Source organism: Povalibacter uvarum, from assembly GCF_014202975.1.
GTDB lineage: Bacteria > Pseudomonadota > Gammaproteobacteria > Steroidobacterales > Steroidobacteraceae > Steroidobacter > Steroidobacter uvarum.
On the sequence record NZ_JACHHZ010000006.1, the window covers coordinates 521,281 to 539,336 of the forward strand.

General features: G+C 63.2%; 15 protein-coding genes. 13 read left to right on the forward strand and 2 right to left on the reverse strand.

Features of this window, described 5'->3' with window-relative positions; translation table 11 throughout:
• Positions 1 to 271: 271 nt before the first annotated feature.
• The gene (locus tag HNQ60_RS24580; RefSeq protein ID WP_184335423.1) at positions 272 to 2,299 is read left to right on the forward strand and encodes a serine/threonine-protein kinase; all 2,028 of its coding nucleotides are present in this window, start codon (positions 272 to 274) and stop codon (positions 2,297 to 2,299) included.
• 363 nt (positions 2,300 to 2,662) lie between these two features.
• Positions 2,663 to 3,550 (forward strand): dienelactone hydrolase family protein, encoded by an 888-nt coding sequence (locus tag HNQ60_RS24585; RefSeq protein ID WP_184335424.1) that lies wholly within the window; start codon positions 2,663 to 2,665, stop codon positions 3,548 to 3,550.
• Positions 3,551 to 3,556: 6 nt separating this feature from the next.
• Here the strand turns inward: HNQ60_RS24585 and HNQ60_RS24590 are convergent, their stop codons facing one another.
• Positions 3,557 to 3,865: a hypothetical protein gene (locus tag HNQ60_RS24590; RefSeq protein ID WP_184335425.1), complete on the reverse strand. Its 309-nt coding sequence runs from the start codon at positions 3,863 to 3,865 to the stop codon at positions 3,557 to 3,559.
• Between the two features lie 251 nt (positions 3,866 to 4,116).
• On the opposite strand from HNQ60_RS24590, the gene HNQ60_RS24595 reads away from it, so the two are divergent.
• From HNQ60_RS24595 to HNQ60_RS24610, 4 genes are all read left to right on the forward strand, one after another.
• Positions 4,117 to 4,986 (forward strand): MipA/OmpV family protein, encoded by an 870-nt coding sequence (locus HNQ60_RS24595; protein ID WP_184335426.1) that lies wholly within the window; start codon positions 4,117 to 4,119, stop codon positions 4,984 to 4,986.
• A 133-nt stretch (positions 4,987 to 5,119) separates the two neighbouring features.
• Complete coding sequence (locus tag HNQ60_RS28405; RefSeq protein ID WP_407676467.1) at positions 5,120 to 5,374, forward strand: DUF3019 domain-containing protein; 255 nt, start codon at positions 5,120 to 5,122, stop codon at positions 5,372 to 5,374.
• 134 nt (positions 5,375 to 5,508) lie between these two features.
• A complete protein-coding gene (locus HNQ60_RS24605) occupies positions 5,509 to 6,219 on the forward strand; it encodes a response regulator (protein ID WP_184335427.1) in 711 nt (236 codons plus the stop codon).
• A 10-nt stretch (positions 6,220 to 6,229) separates the two neighbouring features.
• Positions 6,230 to 7,540, forward strand: coding sequence for an ATP-binding protein (locus tag HNQ60_RS24610; protein WP_184335428.1), 1,311 nt, complete (start codon positions 6,230 to 6,232; stop codon positions 7,538 to 7,540).
• A gap of 39 nt (positions 7,541 to 7,579) precedes the next feature.
• On the opposite strand, the gene HNQ60_RS24615 is transcribed toward HNQ60_RS24610, so the two are convergent.
• Entirely contained in the window at positions 7,580 to 8,110 is a 531-nt protein-coding gene (locus tag HNQ60_RS24615) for a GNAT family N-acetyltransferase (protein WP_221304424.1), read from the reverse strand.
• A 197-nt stretch (positions 8,111 to 8,307) separates the two neighbouring features.
• On the opposite strand from HNQ60_RS24615, the gene HNQ60_RS24620 reads away from it, so the two are divergent.
• The 7 genes from HNQ60_RS24620 to ligD all read left to right on the forward strand — a co-directional run bounded on the left by HNQ60_RS24620 (position 8,308) and on the right by ligD (position 18,056).
• Positions 8,308 to 9,891, forward strand: coding sequence for a flavin monoamine oxidase family protein (locus HNQ60_RS24620; protein WP_184335430.1), 1,584 nt, complete (start codon positions 8,308 to 8,310; stop codon positions 9,889 to 9,891).
• Positions 9,888 to 10,490 carry a c-type cytochrome gene (locus HNQ60_RS24625; RefSeq protein ID WP_184335431.1) on the forward strand — a complete coding sequence of 201 codons (603 nt, stop codon included), beginning with the start codon at positions 9,888 to 9,890 and terminating at the stop codon, positions 10,488 to 10,490. Before HNQ60_RS24620 ends, HNQ60_RS24625 begins: the two co-directional genes overlap by 4 nt.
• Positions 10,491 to 10,516: 26 nt before the next feature.
• Positions 10,517 to 11,038: a RidA family protein gene (locus HNQ60_RS24630; RefSeq protein ID WP_184335432.1), complete on the forward strand. Its 522-nt coding sequence runs from the start codon at positions 10,517 to 10,519 to the stop codon at positions 11,036 to 11,038.
• A 593-nt stretch (positions 11,039 to 11,631) separates the two neighbouring features.
• Entirely contained in the window at positions 11,632 to 14,223 is a 2,592-nt protein-coding gene (locus HNQ60_RS24635) for a TonB-dependent receptor plug domain-containing protein (protein ID WP_184335433.1), read from the forward strand.
• Between the two features lie 131 nt (positions 14,224 to 14,354).
• The gene (locus tag HNQ60_RS24640) at positions 14,355 to 15,035 is read left to right on the forward strand and encodes an alpha/beta hydrolase family protein (protein ID WP_184335434.1); all 681 of its coding nucleotides are present in this window, start codon (positions 14,355 to 14,357) and stop codon (positions 15,033 to 15,035) included.
• A 3-nt stretch (positions 15,036 to 15,038) separates the two neighbouring features.
• Entirely contained in the window at positions 15,039 to 15,239 is a 201-nt protein-coding gene (locus HNQ60_RS24645; RefSeq protein ID WP_184335435.1) for a hypothetical protein, read from the forward strand.
• A gap of 114 nt (positions 15,240 to 15,353) precedes the next feature.
• Positions 15,354 to 18,056 (forward strand): non-homologous end-joining DNA ligase, encoded by a 2,703-nt coding sequence (ligD, locus tag HNQ60_RS24650; RefSeq protein WP_184335436.1) that lies wholly within the window; start codon positions 15,354 to 15,356, stop codon positions 18,054 to 18,056.

Sequence of the window (18,056 nt, forward strand, 5' to 3'; positions counted from 1 at the left end):
TGGCGGTTAGTGGTTAGTTAGGAAAGGAGTCGAGGCGAGTTTGGGCGCTCTGGGACGGCGCACTCGTCGCAAGCGAACGGCAGGAAGAACTGGCCGTTCGTGCGCACACCGTTCATGACATGACTGAGTCGCGAGAGATGTAAGCAATCCGCTCTCGTGGTCGTCCGTTCGGGTGCGTTGGACCCGCGGATCGCGGCTGTTCCGATGGCTCCCATTCGGTAAAAACCGTCTACACTCGGCGTCCCTCCGAGAACAGCAGGATGCTGTGCCAATGTCCGAGTCGATCACCGTTCCCGGCTATCGCATCGAACGCAAGCTGGGCCAGGGCGGCATGGCCGCCGTGTACCTCGCGATCCAGCAGAGCTTCGAGCGCGAAGTGGCGCTCAAGATCATGTCGCCGCTGCTCAACTCGGATCCGAGCTTCACGACGCGCTTCATGCGCGAGGCGCGCATCGTCGCGCACATGCATCACGCATCGATCGTGCCTGTATTCGATGTCGGCGAGCACAAGCCGTATCACTACCTGTCGATGGAATACCTGCCGGGCGGAGATCTCAAGCAACGCATCCTGCAGGGCCTCGGCAGTCCGCAACTGGTCAGTGACGTGTGCATGGCGCTTTGCCCCGCACTCGACCTGGCGCATCGCAAGGGCTTCGTGCACCGGGACATCAAGCCCGAGAACATTCTCTTTCGCGAGGACGGCACACCGGTTCTCACCGATTTCGGCATCGCACGCGCCGTCGACAGCGGCACGTCGCTCACGATGGCCGGCATGCTTGTCGGCACGCCGAGCTACATGAGCCCGGAACAGGTGAAGGGACAGGAACTCGATGGCCGTTCCGACCTCTATTCGCTCGGCATCGTCTGCTACGAAATCCTGACGGGCACCGTGCCGTTCCGCGCCGACTCGACGCTGTCGGTCGCGCTGAAGCATCTGAGCGAGCCGTTACCGACGCTGCCAGCAAACCTCGCGATGTACCAGGCGTTCCTCAACAAGCTCACCGCAAAGGAACGCGGTGAACGCTTTGCGAGCGGCTCGGAGATATTGAAGGCGCTGCGACATCTCGAGTCTCACTACCGCACCGCTGATGTGACCCTGCTGCGGCCGCTCCCGGAGGAACTCAGGTCGGCGCCGTTGCTTCGAACACTGCCAGCGAAGGCGAAGGCATCGGTCATTACGCTTTCCACGCAACTGAAGGACCTGTGGACCAGGGTCCCGCCGCTGCCGAAGATCCCGTGGTCGAAAATCACGCCGTCGAAGCCCGCGATCGACAAGCGCACGGCAATGGGGATCGGCTCCGGAGTCGCGGCACTCCTGCTCGTCGCGATCCTGATCCGCGTACAGAGCAATGAATCGCCCGAAGAGCAAGTCGCACGAGCGCCGGCGCTCGTGGCGGCCACACCAGCGGCGGCGACCGCCTCCCCATCGCTGAGGGAGCAAACAGCAGACAGCTCGATCGCTCCAGCTCCAGTGGCTACAGCAGAACCGGAGGCGATCGCGGAAGAGCTCGACCCTGTTGCCGAAGCCGCGCGTATCGCCCAGCTTGCGGAAGCACGAGCGCAGAGACAGGCCGAACGGCAGCGGCAACTGGAGCAGCAGCGCAGGCGCGAAGCGGAACAACAGGCTGCGGCGCAAGCAGCGAAGCAGGAACAGATTGAGAAGCTGCTCGCGTCCGCGCAGACGTTGTACGCACAGGGCTCGCTGGCTCTGCCCTCAGGCGCGAGCGCGGCCGACCGATACCAGGAAGTCCTTCAACTGCAGCCCGGGCAGCCCGAGGCGATGGCCGGCAAGCAGCGCATTGCGAACGTGCTCGCTCAGGAAGCCGAGCACGCCCGGTCTGTTCGCGATGCCGATGCTTTGCGCCGCCTGATCCCGCAGATCGCGTGGGTGCAGCCGGGTCATCCGAAGCTCGTCGAACTTCAGAGCCAGCTCGCCGCGCTCGAGGCGAGCCCGACGGAACTGACACGACGTCAGGCAGCCAATCTCGAGAAGGCCGCGCGCCACGTAGCCAAAGCGTACGAGCTCATCGAGCGCAAGCCGTATGACATTCGTGCGGCAGATGCGGCGACGGACGAATACGATCGCGCCGCGTCCGCGGTCGCGATGGCACCGGGATTGCCGCTGCTCAAGGAACGGCTGATCTCTTCATACCCGCAGGCAGTGCGCACCGAGCTCAATGACAACGACACCAGGAATGCGCTGAAGATGATCAATCTCGCCCGCAAGCGAAAGTGGCTGAGCCCGGAGCTGGAGCAGATGGAGGCGAGCATTCAAAGAGGGAGCGTGGCGGCGGACTAGGCAACAGCGGGCAGCTCTTGTTGTGGGTCCGGCTTTAGCCGGACGTCAGGCCGACAGGCCTCTGTCGCTTCGCGATGACGTCCGACTAAAGTCGGACCCACAATCAGGACAAGCCAGACAACCCGCGTTGGGCCGACAGGCCTCTGTCGGTGGCGCGATGACGTCCGGCTGAAGCCGGACCCACAACCAGACCAGATGCGGACGCCCGCGCGTCGCTGCGAAGTAATACCCGGCAAACGACAAGCTATTAGCCCGGATAAAGAGAAGAACTATGATGCGGCCGGACGAGCGCCCCTTTTCCGAGTTCTCCCTCTGGCTAGCTGCCAGTGGCTAGCCGGCTAACAGCTTCTCAACGAGCCTCCCATGTCCCGCAAAACATCGAGTGATTTCTCTCCCGAAGTCCTCCGCCTCTTCGACCAATACGTCCATGGCCAGCTCACGCGCCGCGGATTCCTCGACGGGGCAGCGAAGTTCGCCGTCGGCGGCCTGACTGCTGCCGGGCTGCTCGAAGCGCTGAGCCCCCAGTTCGCACAGGCCCAGCAGATCGCGCCGTCGGATCCGCGATTGAAAACGGAGTTCGTCGAGATCCCCGCGCCGGGATACGGCAAGGTCCATGCGTACGTCGCGAGACCGACGGATGCGAAGGGCAAACTTCCCGTGGTCCTCGTCGTTCACGAGAATCGTGGTCTCAATCCGCACATCGAGGACATCGCGAGACGCGTCGCCCTCGACAACTTCATCGCGGTTGCGCCGGACGCGCTTTTCCCGGTCGGCGGATATCCGGGAAATGAAGACAAAGCGCGCGAACTGTTTGGCCAGCTCGACCAGGCGAAGACGCGCGAAGACTTCGTCGCGACTGCGCGCTATCTGAAGGCGCTGCCGGAAGGGAATGGAAAGCTCGGCGTGGTGGGCTTTTGCTATGGCGGCGGCATCGCGAACTTCCTCGCAACGCGCGTACCCGATCTCAACGCGGCCGTGCCCTTCTATGGCTCAGCGGCACCACTCGAAGACGTGCCGAAGATCAAGTCGCCGCTGCTGATTCAGTTCGCAGCAACCGACGAGCGCATCAACGCGCAGTGGCCGGCGTACGAAGCGGCGCTGAAGGCCGCGAACGTTCCCTACGAAGCTCACACCTATCCGGGCACGCAGCACGGCTTCAACAACGACACGACGCCGCGATACGACGAAGCGGCGGCCAAACTCGCGTGGGGAAGGACGATCGGATTCTTCAACCAGCACCTGCGCGGCTGAAGGCCTTCAGAAGCTGGTGGTCTGCCCGGCGCTCGTCACGAACTCATCGATCACGAAAACCGCGGGCGCCATGTCGAGCGTTTCCAGAGGTTCAGTCGGAGGCTGAACCGAGGGCGCGCCGACTGAAGTCCCCGGCCCTTCCGCGACATCACGCGCCTGCGACTGATCCTGCGATGGCGTACCCGCATTGCGCAGCGAAGGCGGCAGGTCGTCGCACAGCGCACCGGACAGCCGCTCGTAGCCTGCGTCAGCGCAAGCGACGAGTCCTGCCGTCGAAAGCACGGCGAGCAATAGGCGGGTGAAAGCCGGTGCCATGATGGAAACGATGCTCCCCTTGTATACCTGTCGATCAGTCTCCAGCGACTCCATCGTCGCCGCGATCGGGGATCGGATCTGTGCCCCTTTTGTAAAAGATGTAACGGCCTGGCCGACGGTTTCGAGACCCGGAGCGGGAACGTACATTTGCGTTACAAATGTCTAAGAACGTTCTACACACCGCCCGGGACGACTCTGCAACAATTGACTCGCGTCCATTCCGGACCGAAGGATTCAGGAACCATTCATCGATGCACGGGTTCGGGCACAAATCGTTGTCCGCCTCACCGGCGATTGCGCTGCTGCTCGCAGCGTTCAGCGCCCCTGTGCTCGCGGCACCCGCCAGCGGCGGCTGCACCGCACCGTCGACCGATTGCGTGGAAGTCGGCCAGCTGAAGCTCAGTGTCTCGCTGGGCGCCGGGTCCCGATCGAATCCGGTGCTGGGCGAGTCCGACATCCCGCTGGTGATCATTCCCCAGATCAGCTACTACGGAAAACGGTTCTTCCTCGAGAACCTGGACCTCGGATTCACGCTCCACGAAGGCGAGTCCAACACATTCAACCTCATCGCGTCGCCCGGTTACGACCGCGTGTTCTTTTATCGCGACGACCTGCAGAATTTCTTCGTCAGCGGCGCCACCGGCGCGGTTTCCGCGGCCGCCCCGCTGCTCGGGCAGGAGGATTTCTCGCAGGAATTCGACGTCCGTCCCCGCCGCACAACCTACCTGGCCGGCCCCGAATGGCTGTTCCAGTACGGAAATTTCGTGGGCCAGGTCGACGCCCTCTACGAAGTCACCGGCCGGCACGACGGATATGAGGTGCGCGCAGCGGTGGCTGCCCCTATCATCCAGTCCGAACATTCACTGGTGATCAGCGCGGGACTGACCTGGAAGAGCGCCGAGCTCGTCCACTACTACTATGGGGTCGATGGTTTGTATGAGCCGGGATCGGCACTCAGCCCGTTCCTCAAGCTCGGGTATACACGAGCCCTGTCGGACCGCTGGAGCGTCAACGCGTTCATCCACTACGAGCGCCTCGGCAGCTCCATCGCTGACAGCCCGATCGTTTCCGACGACGGCGTCACCACGGCGTTCGCCGGCGTCGTATTCAGGATTCTTTAGCGCGATCGCCCTCGCCGCCCTGGCCTGTGGCGTCGCGAACGCGGCCAGCCAGGTCCAGCACGAGAACATCACGCTCGAACTGCAGCCGCGGGTCTGCACGCTTTCCGCCGACGACAACGTCTGCGAGACCACGATCCGGGCTCAGTGGCGCGCGCCGAAAGACGAATCCCTGTGCCTCGTCATCGTCGACCGGCCGGACATCAAGCGCTGCTGGGAGAATTTTTCGAACGGCACCTACAACGTCGAACTGTCGTTCGAAAGAGACCTGACGGTCGAACTGCGCGACCCACAGCTGCGGCAGGTGCTGGTCTCGGAAACGATCGCCGTGATCAAGCAGGCCCTGCAGCTGCGCCGCAAACGGCGCCAGCCGTGGAATCTTCTTTACTAGAAGTTGGATAGCGGATAGCGGATGGCGGATGGTCAAAAACGAAGGAAGCCCGATCGATCCATTGCATGCTGAACTCGACATCAAAGCCTCTGGCTATCCGCTATCCGCTATCCGCTATCCGCCATCCACTTCTCATGAACTCCCCCACCACCCCCCTCGTTCTCCTCGTCGAAGATGACGCCCGGCTCGCTGAGCTGGTGCGGACGTATCTCACCGCCAATGGTTTTCGCGTGAACGTGGAGAATCGGGGCGATCGCGTCGTCGAGCGCGTACAGAGGGAGAATCCCGATGTCGTGATCCTGGATCTCGGGCTGCCGGTGAAGGATGGCTTTTCCGTTTGCCGCGAGCTGCGGACGATCTACTCCGCGCCGATTCTGATACTGACGGCGCGCGACAGCGACATCGATCACGTCGTCGGACTCGAGCTGGGCGCTGATGACTACGTGATCAAGCCTGTCGAGCCGCGCGTGCTCGTCGCACGCATTCAGGCGTTGTTGCGGCGGGGACGAGCGCCGGGCGCCGCGGACGGCCGAACCCTGCGATTCGGCACGCTGTCCATAAACAGCGCAGCACGATCCGTAGCGCTGGGCGACCAGCCAGTGTCGCTGTCCAGCAATGAATTCGACCTGCTCTTCTTCCTCGCGACCCGCGCGGGGCAGATCCAGTCGCGCGAGACGCTCTACCAGCAACTGTATCGTCGCGACTACGACGGTCTCGACCGCACCCTCGACGTGCGTATTTCGCATCTGCGCAAGAAGCTCGGCGACACAGGCAGTCCCGAAAAGATCCGGACCGTCTGGGGACACGGCTACATGTTCGTGTCGGAAGCCTGGGAAACGGCTTGAATCCCTCCGCATGACGCGGCACTTCCTGCAGCTATATCTCCTGATCGTTGCAACGCTGGCGGCCGTCAGCTGGGGCCAGGAGCGCCTCTGGCAGGCCTACGCAAAACGCAACCCGGTGGAGATCGCCGCTGAGAACCCATCGCAGGTTGCGATGCTCGATGTGCTCGAATCACAGTTGCGCGCGCTGCCCGCCGATCGGCGCCGCGAATTCGTCCAGGACCTCGCACACGATAGCGCCGTCGACATCGAGCTCTTCGACCTCAAGGACATCGCGGGCGACGATATTCTCGCGAGCCTCTCGCGTGGCGACGTGGCGTACATGAGCGCGGCCACCGGACAGACGTGGATGCTGAAGCAAGTGAACGGCGATCCCGCGGTGCTCGCGTTTCGCTACGTACCTCACGAGCCGCGTCGAGGTGCTCTCGATTGGACGCTCGCTTTCATGTTCTACGCAGCCATCGCGCTGGTGATCATGATGTGGCTCTGGCCGCTGCGGCGCGATCTGCAGCGCCTCGAACACGCGACGAGCACGTTCGGCAATCGCAACTGGAAGTTCAACGCAGACATCAGTCCACGATCGCAGATCCATCCGCTCGCCCAGGCCTTCCAGCGCATGGCGGCGCGAATCGACGGGCTGATCCGTTCGCACAAGGACATGTCGCACGCGATGTCGCATGAGATCAAGACACCGCTCGCCCGCATGCGCTTCGAAGTGGAAGTCGCCCGATCGGCGACCTCGCCCGAGAAAATGGCCGAGCACCTGACCAACATCAACACCGACATCACCGAGCTCAATGCGTTCGTCACGGCAACGCTCGACTACGCGATCCTCGAACGCGCGGAGGTCGCGCTCAATCTCGCCGGACACGATTTCACGACCATTCTTCCTGCAGTAACGGAATCCGTACGACGCACCAGCCGCACGTCACTTGCGCTGATCTGCGAAGTTGACCCCGCAGCGACCCGCGTTCGTTGCGACGCGCATCTCATGGAAACGGTGTTGCGGAATCTCGTCTACAACGCACTGCGTTACGCGCGCGAAAAAATCGTCGTGAGATTCGCCGTCGAAGACGACACGCGATACACCCTCAGCGTGGAGGACGACGGTCCCGGGGTGCCCGAAGCGGATCGCGAGCGCGTTTTCGAATCGTTCGTGCAACTCGACCACACGCCACAGCACAAGTCCGGATTCGGACTGGGACTCGCCATCGTCCAACGGGTCGTGGAATGGCATGGGGGGAGCGCGGCGGTGGAAGCGGCGACGTTGGGAGGAGCGAGGTTTGTGGTGAGATGGCAGGGCGGCCAGCCATTAGCCAGCTAGCCACTAGCTGCTGGCCAGAAGGAGGATCCGGACTCGCACCTAGCCCGCCTTCGACATCCTCACGAACTCGATCGACAGCTCGGCGCCCAGCGGGTACGACACTCGCTCGTCTGCCTGGTAGCCGCACGCTTCATACAGACGCACTCCCGGCAGCGTCGCCATCATCTCGAATCTCGTGAATCCCCGCGCTCGCGCCGCGCGCTCGCACGCTTCCAGAATCGCCTTCCCGATCCCGCGCCGCGCATGATCCGGATCGACAAAGAACGCCCGGATCTTCGCAGCATCCTTCTCGGGATCCAGGTCACCGACTTCCCGATCGGCACGCGCGTCTCCGCCGAACAGCGTCCGGCGATAACTCCATCCGCCGCAACCCACCAAATGCCCCGCTTCCTCGGCAACGAAGTACGTACCGTCGAGAATGAGCTGCGTATCGACACCGAACGCGCCGCGTAAAGCACCTTCGATCTGCTGCGGCGAGTAGTCCTGCGTGCTGAGCCCGCGCGCGGACCGCGCAATCAGCGCCTGCAGCAGGGGTTTCTCTTCGAGTGTCGCGGGTCGTATCTGGAACATGTCCCGCATTGATCCACGGCAACGAGGGATCGCGCAAGCCGCAGCTCGCACGTCGCCGGTTCATTCGCGCACCGCCCCTGTGCCGTGACGGTGCAATCGCTTCGTCGCGTCATTGAAAAATCGCAGGCGAAGCGCGGTCGCATGCGCTGGCACGCAGATTGAATGGTGACAGCATTGATGTTCACCAGGGGGCGCTGATGTCCGCAGATGGCCTGTTGTCGCGACGCCGGTTTCTGCACCTGGTCGGTGCAGTGGGTGGATCGACAGCCGTGTACCAAGCAGCACTTGGACTGGGCCTCACGCCTCAGGTCCAGCCGATGCGGCGCCCCGATCTCGCACCCCTCGCGCGCGCCGGCAGCAAGTCCGTCGTCATTCTCGGAGCCGGCATTGCAGGGCTGACTGCCGCGTATGAACTGAGCCGCAAGGGCTACGAAGTCACCGTGCTCGAGGCCTCGCATCGCGTCGGCGGCAGAAACCTCACTGTCCGCGGAGGCGATCTCGTCGATGAGATCGGACAACCCCAGATCTGCCGGTTCGATCGTGATCCCGATCTGTACTTCAACGCCGGCCCCGCGCGCATTCCCGGACACCATGCTTCGCTCCTGAGCTACTGCCGCGAGTTCGGCGTGCAACTCGCGCCCTTCGTGAACGACAACCGCAACGCCTGGGTGCAGGATGACTCGATGCTCGGCGGCCAGCGCATCCGCAATCGCGAATACATGGCTGACGCGCGCGGATTCATGGCCGAGCTCATGGCGAAGTCGCTGAAAGCAGAGCAGCTCGATCGACCGTTCACCGCGACTGATCACGGCCGACTGCTGGAGTTTCTGCGGCAGTTCGGCGAGCTCGATCCGCAGTTCCGCTATCGAAGCGCGACGCGCGCCGGCCTCGTCTCCTACGACTACACGCAGCCCGAACCCCACCGCACACCGATCGATTTCAAGGAGCTGCTGCAATCCCGCTTCATGTACCTCATGAGCTTCGGCGAAGCCGACGATCAGGCCGCGATGATGATGGAACCCGTCGGCGGCATGGACCGGATCGTGGCGGGTTTCATGAGCAAGATCAGCTCGCTCGTTCAGACGCGCGCCATCGTCCAGTCCGTGCGGTTGCAAGAGAACGGCGTCGAAATCGTCTACGCTCGCAACGACAGCAAGCGGACGATTCACGCCGATTTCTGCCTCAACAGCATTCCGACGCAGTTGCTGGCGGGTCTCGAGCACAACTTTCCAGCGGACTACTCCGGCTGCTTCTCCGCCATCCCGCGCGGGAAACTCTTCAAGATCGGGCTGCAGGCGCGCGAGCGCTTCTGGGAACGCGAAGGCATCTACGGCGGCATCTCGTGGACGATGCAGGACATCTTGCAGATCTGGTATCCGGCGCACGGGATTCATCGCGACAAGGGCATCCTCCTCGGCGCCTACACTTTCGACGATGCCTCCGGTGATCGCTTCGCTCGCCTCACGCACGCACAGCGCGTCGAGCTCGCGCTTCAGCAGGGCGAGAAAGTGCATCCCGGTTATCGCGAACACATCGAGAACGGCATCAGCATCTGCTGGCATCGCATGAATCACATGCTCGGCTGCTCCGCGCAATGGGACGAGTCGCTGCAATCGCAATGGTTCAAGCGGGCCCAGGCGCCGATCGGCAATCACTATCTGATCGGCGATCAGGTCAGCTATCACCCGGGCTGGCAGGAAGGCGCGATCCACTCTGCGTTCCATGCGATATCGGACATCGACCGGCGGGTTCGCGGCATGGCGACCGTGGTGGCTGCATGAGCCGGCCCCTCTTCGCGACGCTGCTGTTCGTGACAACAATATCCGTAGCGCTCGCGGACGATGTCGATCTGTCGCAGTGCGCGCTCTGTCACGGCACGAACGGCAACGGCAACCCCGCCGTGCGTGCGCCAAAGATCTCAGGCCTCGATGCCGCGTACCTGCGCCGGCAGCTCGAAATCTTCCGCGCTGGCTGGCGAGGCACGCACGAGGCCGATGAACGCGGCAATGAGATGCGTGCCGTGGCCGCCTCACTCACCGATGACGCTGCGATCGATCGCGCTGTTGCACATGTGCGCTCGTTCGAAGTGCGACCGCCCGCGCCGACTGTCGCCGGGGACGTCGAACGCGGCCGGACGCTGTATGAGCAGTGCGCAGCCTGCCACGGCGCGCGAGGCGAAGGGAACGCGGCGATGCAGGCCCCCGCCCTCGCGAACGCATCGGACTGGTATCTGCTGGCGCAACTGCGCAACTATGCGAGCGGCATCCGCGGAACCGCTGAGCCGGAAGGCCCAGGAACGCAGATGCGGGCTATCGCGTTGACGCTGCCGGATGCCCAGGCCGCATCCGACGTCGTCGCTTACATCAACACATTGCGCTGATCCTCGGCGCCACCTGCGGGGTTCTCATGACTGGATTGAAGTTCGTTCGACAGGCCGGCGTGCTGACAGCATTCGGCGCCATCTCACTGTGCGCGTCGGCGCACGCAGCCGACATCGTGCGGCATCCGCTCGGCGGCGGATCAAAATTTCCAATTGCGCGGGCGATCGAAGTGCCTCCGGGCAGCACTTTCATATTTCACAGCGGCATGACGCCGGCGCCCGCCGATCCCAAAGCGCCTGAAGGCAGCGCTGCGTACTGGGGCGACACGAAGGCGCAGACGTTAAGTGTCTTCAAGCGCATCGAGGAGTCGCTCACGTCGCTCGGGCTCGGATTCGGCGATGTCGTTTCCATGACTGTCTATCTCGTCGGTGATCCGGCGAAGCAGGGCCGGATGGATTTCGCCGGGATGATGGAAGCGTACTCGCAATACTTCGGCACCCCGACACAGCCGAATCTGCCCACACGCTCGACCGTGCAGGTGGCAGGACTTGTGGCACCCGGCATGCTCGTAGAGATCGAAGTCACGCTCGCTCGCGCGCCGAAGTAGTCATGGGCCGGGTTCTGGCTGTGGGTCCGGCTTTAGCCGGACCTTATCGCGCCAGCGACAGAGGGCCTTCGGCCCTGACGTCCGACTAAAGTCGGACCCACAGGAAGAACGCAGTGCCCAAGGTGGGGCACTTCCGTAGGCTGCTGCACCAACGAGTATTGCTCCTGCTGCAGCAACCCTCTTCCGCACCGCGCTCCCGCCGCCGTAGCGAATCCCCGTCGCGCGGCCGCCACAGCCGCCGCCTTCCGCGACGGCTCTCAAACGCCTTGAAAACCAGCGGTTTGCGACGGTGCGAGCCACCTCGAAGCACGGATTCCCGAATCGACCCCGAACTGGCCGGCTTATTGCAACAGACCGCGTGCTCGCGACCGCCAGCGTTGTCACCGCAACGACATCGCATGACCGGCCGCAGCGATGCGTGCGCAACGCGCAAGGAAATCGCGATCCAAAGCCAACGACGTAACGCAGCGTCGCCCGGGATCGCACAGCCACGCGGTCTGCCTGCGCAGACAGCCGAAGCGAGGCAGCCACTGGAGGCGGCCGAGGCGCCAGCACGCAACGGGGTCTCACAACTACACGGGAGAATCTGCGTTATGAACAGGCAAGCCATTTCACGGCGTGTCGCAGCACTGGCCCTCATCGGCGGTACGAGTGTCGTCCTCACGGATGTCGCGCTCGCGGCCGACTCGGGCGAGAAACTCGAAGAGATCATGGTCATCGGCTCGCGCCGCACGACCAGCGCGACGGAAACCGTTGCCCCGGTCGACCTCATCACCGGCGAGGATTTCAAACGGCTCGGCACTCCGGAAATGGACAACATGTTGCGAAGCCTGGTGCCCTCGTACAACGTGTCGCAGCAGCCGATCAACGACGAGTCGAGCCTCATCCGCCCCGCGAATCTGCGCGGACTGCCGCCGGACAACACGCTGATCCTCGTGAACGGCAAGCGCCGTCACCGCGGCGGCGTCATCAACTTCCTCGGCGATGGCATCTCCGACGGCGCGCAGGGCGTCGACGTCGGTCCGATCCCCAGCATTGCATTGAAGCAGGTGCAGGTACTGCGCGATGGCGCGGCCGCCCAGTACGGCTCCGATGCAATCGCAGGCGTCATCAACTTCGAGCTCAAAGACGCCTCCGACGGCGCGGCGTTCGAAACGCGCTACGGCGAGTTCTACGAAGGCGACGGCGGTACGATGCTCGCGGCTGCAAACGTAGGGTTGCCGCTCGGAGCCAGCGGCTTCGCCAACTTCAGTCTCGAGTACAGCGAAGGCGACGCAACGTCGCGCAGCGCGCAGCGTGCCGATGCTCAGGCACTGATCGATGCGGGCAATACCGCGGTCGCCGTCCCTGCGATGGTCTGGGGTCAGCCAGAGATCACGGAATCCATCAAGTTCTTCGCGAACACGGGCTTCGACATCGGCGAGTCCGCGAAGGCCTACGCCTTCGGCAACTACGGCAAGCGCGAGATCGATGGCGGATTCTTCTATCGCAATCCGAACACGCGCGGCGCAGTGTTCTCCAATGACGGCGGCGCGACGCTGCTGGTCGGTGACGCCAATCCCGATAACGCAATCACCTGCCCTACGATCGCGATCACCAACAACGTGCCGAACGCCGCGGCACTCGCGCAGATTTCCTCCGGTGGCGCGCTCGACGCAGAGTGCTTCGCCTTCAACGAATGGTTCCCGGGCGGATTCACACCGCGATTCGGTGGCGAGATCGTCGACACGTCGTTGGTGGCTGGGGTCAAAGGCGAGCTCGGCGGCGGTCTGCGCTACGACTTCAGCGCGGGCTACGGCAGCTCGGACGTCCAGTACCTCATCTACAACACCGTGAATGCTTCGCTCGGCCCGGACAGCCCCACTCGCTTCAATCCCGGCGTCAACCACGAGACCGACACGAGCGTGAACGCGGACTTCTCATACCCGGTGGAAATCAGCGCGTTCGCCTCGCCGCTCAACATCGCTTTCGGTGCGGAGTGGCGCGAAGAGGAGTTCGAGATCGAGAAAGGCCAGCTCGAGTCCTACGAGATCGGCCCGTACGCCGAACAGGGCTTCAGCTCGGGATCGAACGGCTTCAGCGGCTTCGGTCCGCAATCGGAAGGTACGTTCTCGCGCCAGAGCATGGGCGTCTACATCGATCTCGAAGCGGACATCACGGAGAAGCTCATTCTCGGCGCGGCGGCGCGCTGGGAAGATTTCGATGACTTCGGCACCACCACGAACGGCAAGCTCTCCGCGCGCTACGAGCTGACCGATTCGTGGGCATTGCGCGCGACCGTCAGCACAGGCTTCCGAGCGCCGACACCCGGACAAGCCAACATCGTGCGCACGATCACGCAGATGGTGAACGGTGAATTGAACGAAACCGGCGTGTTGCCGCCGACCAATCCGATCGCGATCGAACTGGCGGAAGTCGCATCCGATGGCGCCTTCAGCGCCGTGCCGCTCGAACCGGAAGAGTCGGTGAACTGGACCATCGGCACGACCTTCAACGCGGGGCCGATCGACATCACGATCGACTACTTCACCATCGACCTGAAGGATCGCATCGCGCTGAGCAGCCTGATCGCAATCGATCGCACGGACCCCGAGCAGGCCGAGATCCTCGATCGACTGAACGAGGCAGGCGTGCCCGGTGCCACGACGCTGACAGCGTTCCAGTTCTTCACCAACGATTTCGAAACGACGACACAGGGCATCGACTTCGTTGCTTCAACGGCATTCGCGATGGGCGGCGGCGATTCGACCGTGACGCTGGCCGTGAACTGGACCAAGACCGAACTGGAGGAGATCACGGCGCTCGCCGATCAGACTCGAAAGATCCAGCTCGAGGATCAACTGCCCGAGTACCGTGCCGTGCTTACCGGCACCCACGCGATCGGCCCGTGGCGCTTCCTCGCCCGCGCGAGCTACTACGACTCGTTCATCTCCGCGCTCGAGATCGGCGCCGACGCAAGCGGTACTTTCGATGGCGAATACGGCGCGAAAGTCCTGTTCGATGTCGAGGCGGCCTACACGATCGCGGATCGTTACACGATCAGCATCGGAGCCCAGGACGCCTTCGACACGTACCCTGACAAGTTCCCGAACCCGGAGATCAACAGCGGTGCGATCTATCCCGGTATCTCGCCGTACGGCTTCAACGGCGGGTTCTGGTACGCGCGGCTGAACGTGGATTTCTAGAAGCCTCCTGTCACTCCCGCGTACGCGGGAGTCCATCTGTTGACCGGATGGATGCCCGCTTTCGCGGGCATGACGGATGTGTCCGGCGGGCGAGGCTGTGCCAGTTTCGACAGCTGGTGTAGCCTCGCCGGATGGAAGTTCCGGCTGCAGAGCCCCTTACGCTTCGGGTCAGTGAATCTCAGACGGTCTCGGGGCTGCTGATTCAGCCGCCCACGGCGAGCGCCTGCTACGTGTTCGCGCACAGCGCGGGTGCCGGCATGGCGCACGCTTCGATGTCTTCGCTCGCAGAGGGCTTCGCGAGCATGGGCATAGCGACGCTGCGGTACCAGTTTCCATACATGGAGCGCGGCTCGAAGCGCCCCGATCCTCCGCCGCTCTGTCACGCGACAGTTCGTGCTGCCGTTCAGGCGGCGCGGGAACGGATGCCGTCAATGCCACTGATCGCGGGTGGCCGGTCATTTGGCGGTCGAATGACTTCGCAAGCGCAGGCGATTGCCCCGCTGGCCAACGTTCGCGGCCTGGTCTTTCTCGGATTCCCTTTACACCCGGCGGGCAAGCCGGGCATCGAACGCGCCCAGCATCTCGCTGATATCGCGATCCCGATGCTGTTCGTCCAGGGCACGAATGACGATCTCGCCTCGCTCGATCTGCTCCAGCCGATCATCGGCCGACTGGTGCCGCGCGCGACACTGCACATCCTGCAGGATGCGGATCACTCCTTCCACGTACCTGCCCGCAGCGGCCGCAAGGACGCGCAGGTCCGTGAAGAAGCACAGCAAGCCGTCGCGTCGTGGCTCCAGTCACTGCAGTGACTCATGACCGACACACGCAAGCTCAGGATCGTCGCCGCAGTCGTGGCGTCGTTCTGCGCGCTCATCGTGCTGGTGATGGCGCTGCTCATCAAGCACGTGATCACTTTCCAGATGGCGCTGCTGATGCTGATCGCACTGTTCGGCCTGTACTTCGGCTTTGGCGTCCTGGTCGCGGTGTGGCGCTTCATTGGCAAGCTGGAATGAAGAGACGGGGAAGAGAGAATGCATATCGCCCAGCGATCGGGTTCCGGCATGGATACCTAGTTCCGCCCCCGTGATCCCCGTGTCCCCCGTGGAAAATCCCTTCTTGCTCTTGTCATGAAACGCCCGCTCGAGAAGTACGCACAGAAGCGCAAGTTCACGAAGACGCCGGAGCCCGGGCCGAAAGTCGTCACGCGCACAGGACCCCTGCTCTTCATCGTGCAGAAACATGCGGCGCGGCGGTTGCACTACGACTTCCGGCTCGAGCTCGACGGCGTACTGAAATCCTGGGCGGTTCCGAAAGGCCCGTCATTGCAGCCAGGCGAGAAGCGGCTTGCGGTCGAAGTCGAGGATCATCCGTTCGATTACGCGTCGTTCGAAGGCGTGATTCCGGAGAAGGAATACGGCGCCGGCAATGTGATCGTCTGGGACTGCGGCGTGTATTCGCCGGACGAAGGCAGCGAGTACTCGTTCGGCGACCGCGAGGAAGCGGAAGAACGACTGCGTCGGGAACTCGCGAACGGCAAGCTCAGCATCTTCCTGCGCGGCGAGAAACTGAAAGGTTCCTTCGCGCTGGTCCGCACGACGACGGACAAGCAGTGGCTTCTGATCAAGCACAAGGATCGGTTCGTCGGCCCCGATACCCTGCTCGCGCAGAACACATCGGTTCTTTCAGGTGCCACCCTGGATGAGATCGCGGCTGTCGCTGCGCGTGAGCGATTCTCCGCGGGCCTGCTCGCTCCGGCTGGCCCGGCGGAGTCCCTGCCGCGGAACCTCTCGCCGATGCTCGCGGAATCCGGCGATGAGGATCCCATGACGCAGGCCGACTGGAGCTACGAACCGAAGCTCGACGGCTACCGTGTGCTCGCCTACATCGACAACGGCGAAGTGTTCCTGCAATCGCGGCGCGGTATCGACCTGACGCCGATGTTCCCGGAAGTCGTCGAGGACCTGCAGCGGCAATGCATCGACACGATGCTGCTCGACGGCGAGATCGTGGCGCTCGATGGTGACGGTCGTCCGTCGTTCCATGCCCTGCAGAATCGCGCCCAGCGCAAGAGCACGAAAGAACTGACAGCCGCGCGGCGCGAGAACCCGGTGATCTTCCTCTGCTTCGATCTGCTGCACTTCGCGGGCATGAATCTTCGCGGCGCGACGTACGAAGAACGCCGCCGCTACCTGACGCAATGCCTGCTGCCCTCAGCGCACGTGCAGCTGATTCACACCTCGGACAACGCCGAACAGATGTATGGCGCCTCGCTCGCCAGCGGCTTCGAAGGGATCGTGGCAAAACGACGCGACAGCGTGTATCAGCCGGGCAAGCGCGCTGCGACATGGGTCAAGTACAAGTCGACTCGAACCGGTGACTTCGTCGTCGGCGGCTATACCGAGGGACGCGGAGGACGCGGCAAGCTCGGCGCGCTGCTGCTCGGCTACTACAAGAACAAGCAGCTCCACTACGTCGGTCACTCGGGGTCCGGATTCACGGATCAGTCGATCAAGCAGTTCCTTGCGCTGGCCAGTACGCTCGAAACGAAGGAGTCGCCTTTCGTCGGCAAACCGCCGCTGAACGCGCCGGCGACCTGGCTCACTCCCGATCTGGTCGCGGAGATCCAGTTCGATGCGTGGACACCGGACGGCCATCTGCGCAGCCCGGTTTTCCTGCGGCTTCGCGATGACATCGAAGCGAAGGAAGTGCGCAGCGGTCCGGACAGCAAGCCTGCGAAAACCAAGGCGGCGAAGACCCCCGCGAACGACATCGAGCGGGTCGTGCAGCAGCTCGACAACAAGTCGCAGCAGTTGGAGCTCGTCCTCGACAACTGGAAGCTCAGGCTCACCAATCTCGACCGCGAATACTGGCCGGGCGACAAGAGCGGCAAGACTCCGCCGATCACCAAGCGCGAGTATCTGCGCTACCTGGCGCGCGTATCGCCGTTCATGCTGCCGCACCTGCGGGATCGGCCACTCACGATGATTCGCATGCCCGAGGGCATCGATGGCGAGCGTTTCTTCCAGAAGCACTGGGAACAGGCGAAGCCCGAATTCGTCGAGACAGTCTCGGTCTTCTCCGAGCACAAGGAAGGTCGCCACGAGTACGTGATGGGCAACAATCTGCCAACCCTTCTGTGGCTCGGCCAGATCGGCACGCTGGAATTCCACATCTGGCACTCGCGCGCAAAAGTCGCAGCCGACTCGAAGAGCAAGAGCACGGACTACGACAGCTCGATCGAAGCGATGGAGTCGTCGGTGTTGAACTATCCCGACTACCTCGTCTTCGACATCGACCCGTACATCTACTCGGGCAAGGAGGCCAAGGGCGCCGAGCCGGAGCTGAACAAGAAAGGCTTCGCGGTCGGCAAGCGCGTGGCGTTCTGGATCAACGACCTGCTGAAGGAGATGTCGCTGACCGCCCGCGTGAAGACCTCGGGCAAGACGGGCCTGCATGTATTCGTCCCGATCGAGCGCACGGTGACCTTCGATGAGGCCCGCCACATCTGCGAAATGGTGGGCCGGCACGTCATGCAGGCGCACCCGAAGGAGGTCACCATGGAATGGGCCGTGGTGAAGCGCACGGGCAAGATCTTCATCGACTACAACATGAACGTGCGGGGCAAGACGCTCAACGTGGCCTACTCCCCCCGGGGTGTCCCGGGGGCGCCAATTTCCATGCCCCTGACCTGGGAAGAGCTGGAAGCGGCCGAACCGGGGCACTTTACCCTGCGAAATGTGCTCGACCGCTTGGAAAAGGCAGGGGACCGGTGGCATGATGTTCTTTCGATAAAACAGAACCTTGCGAAGGTATTCGGAAGCAAGCGTTGA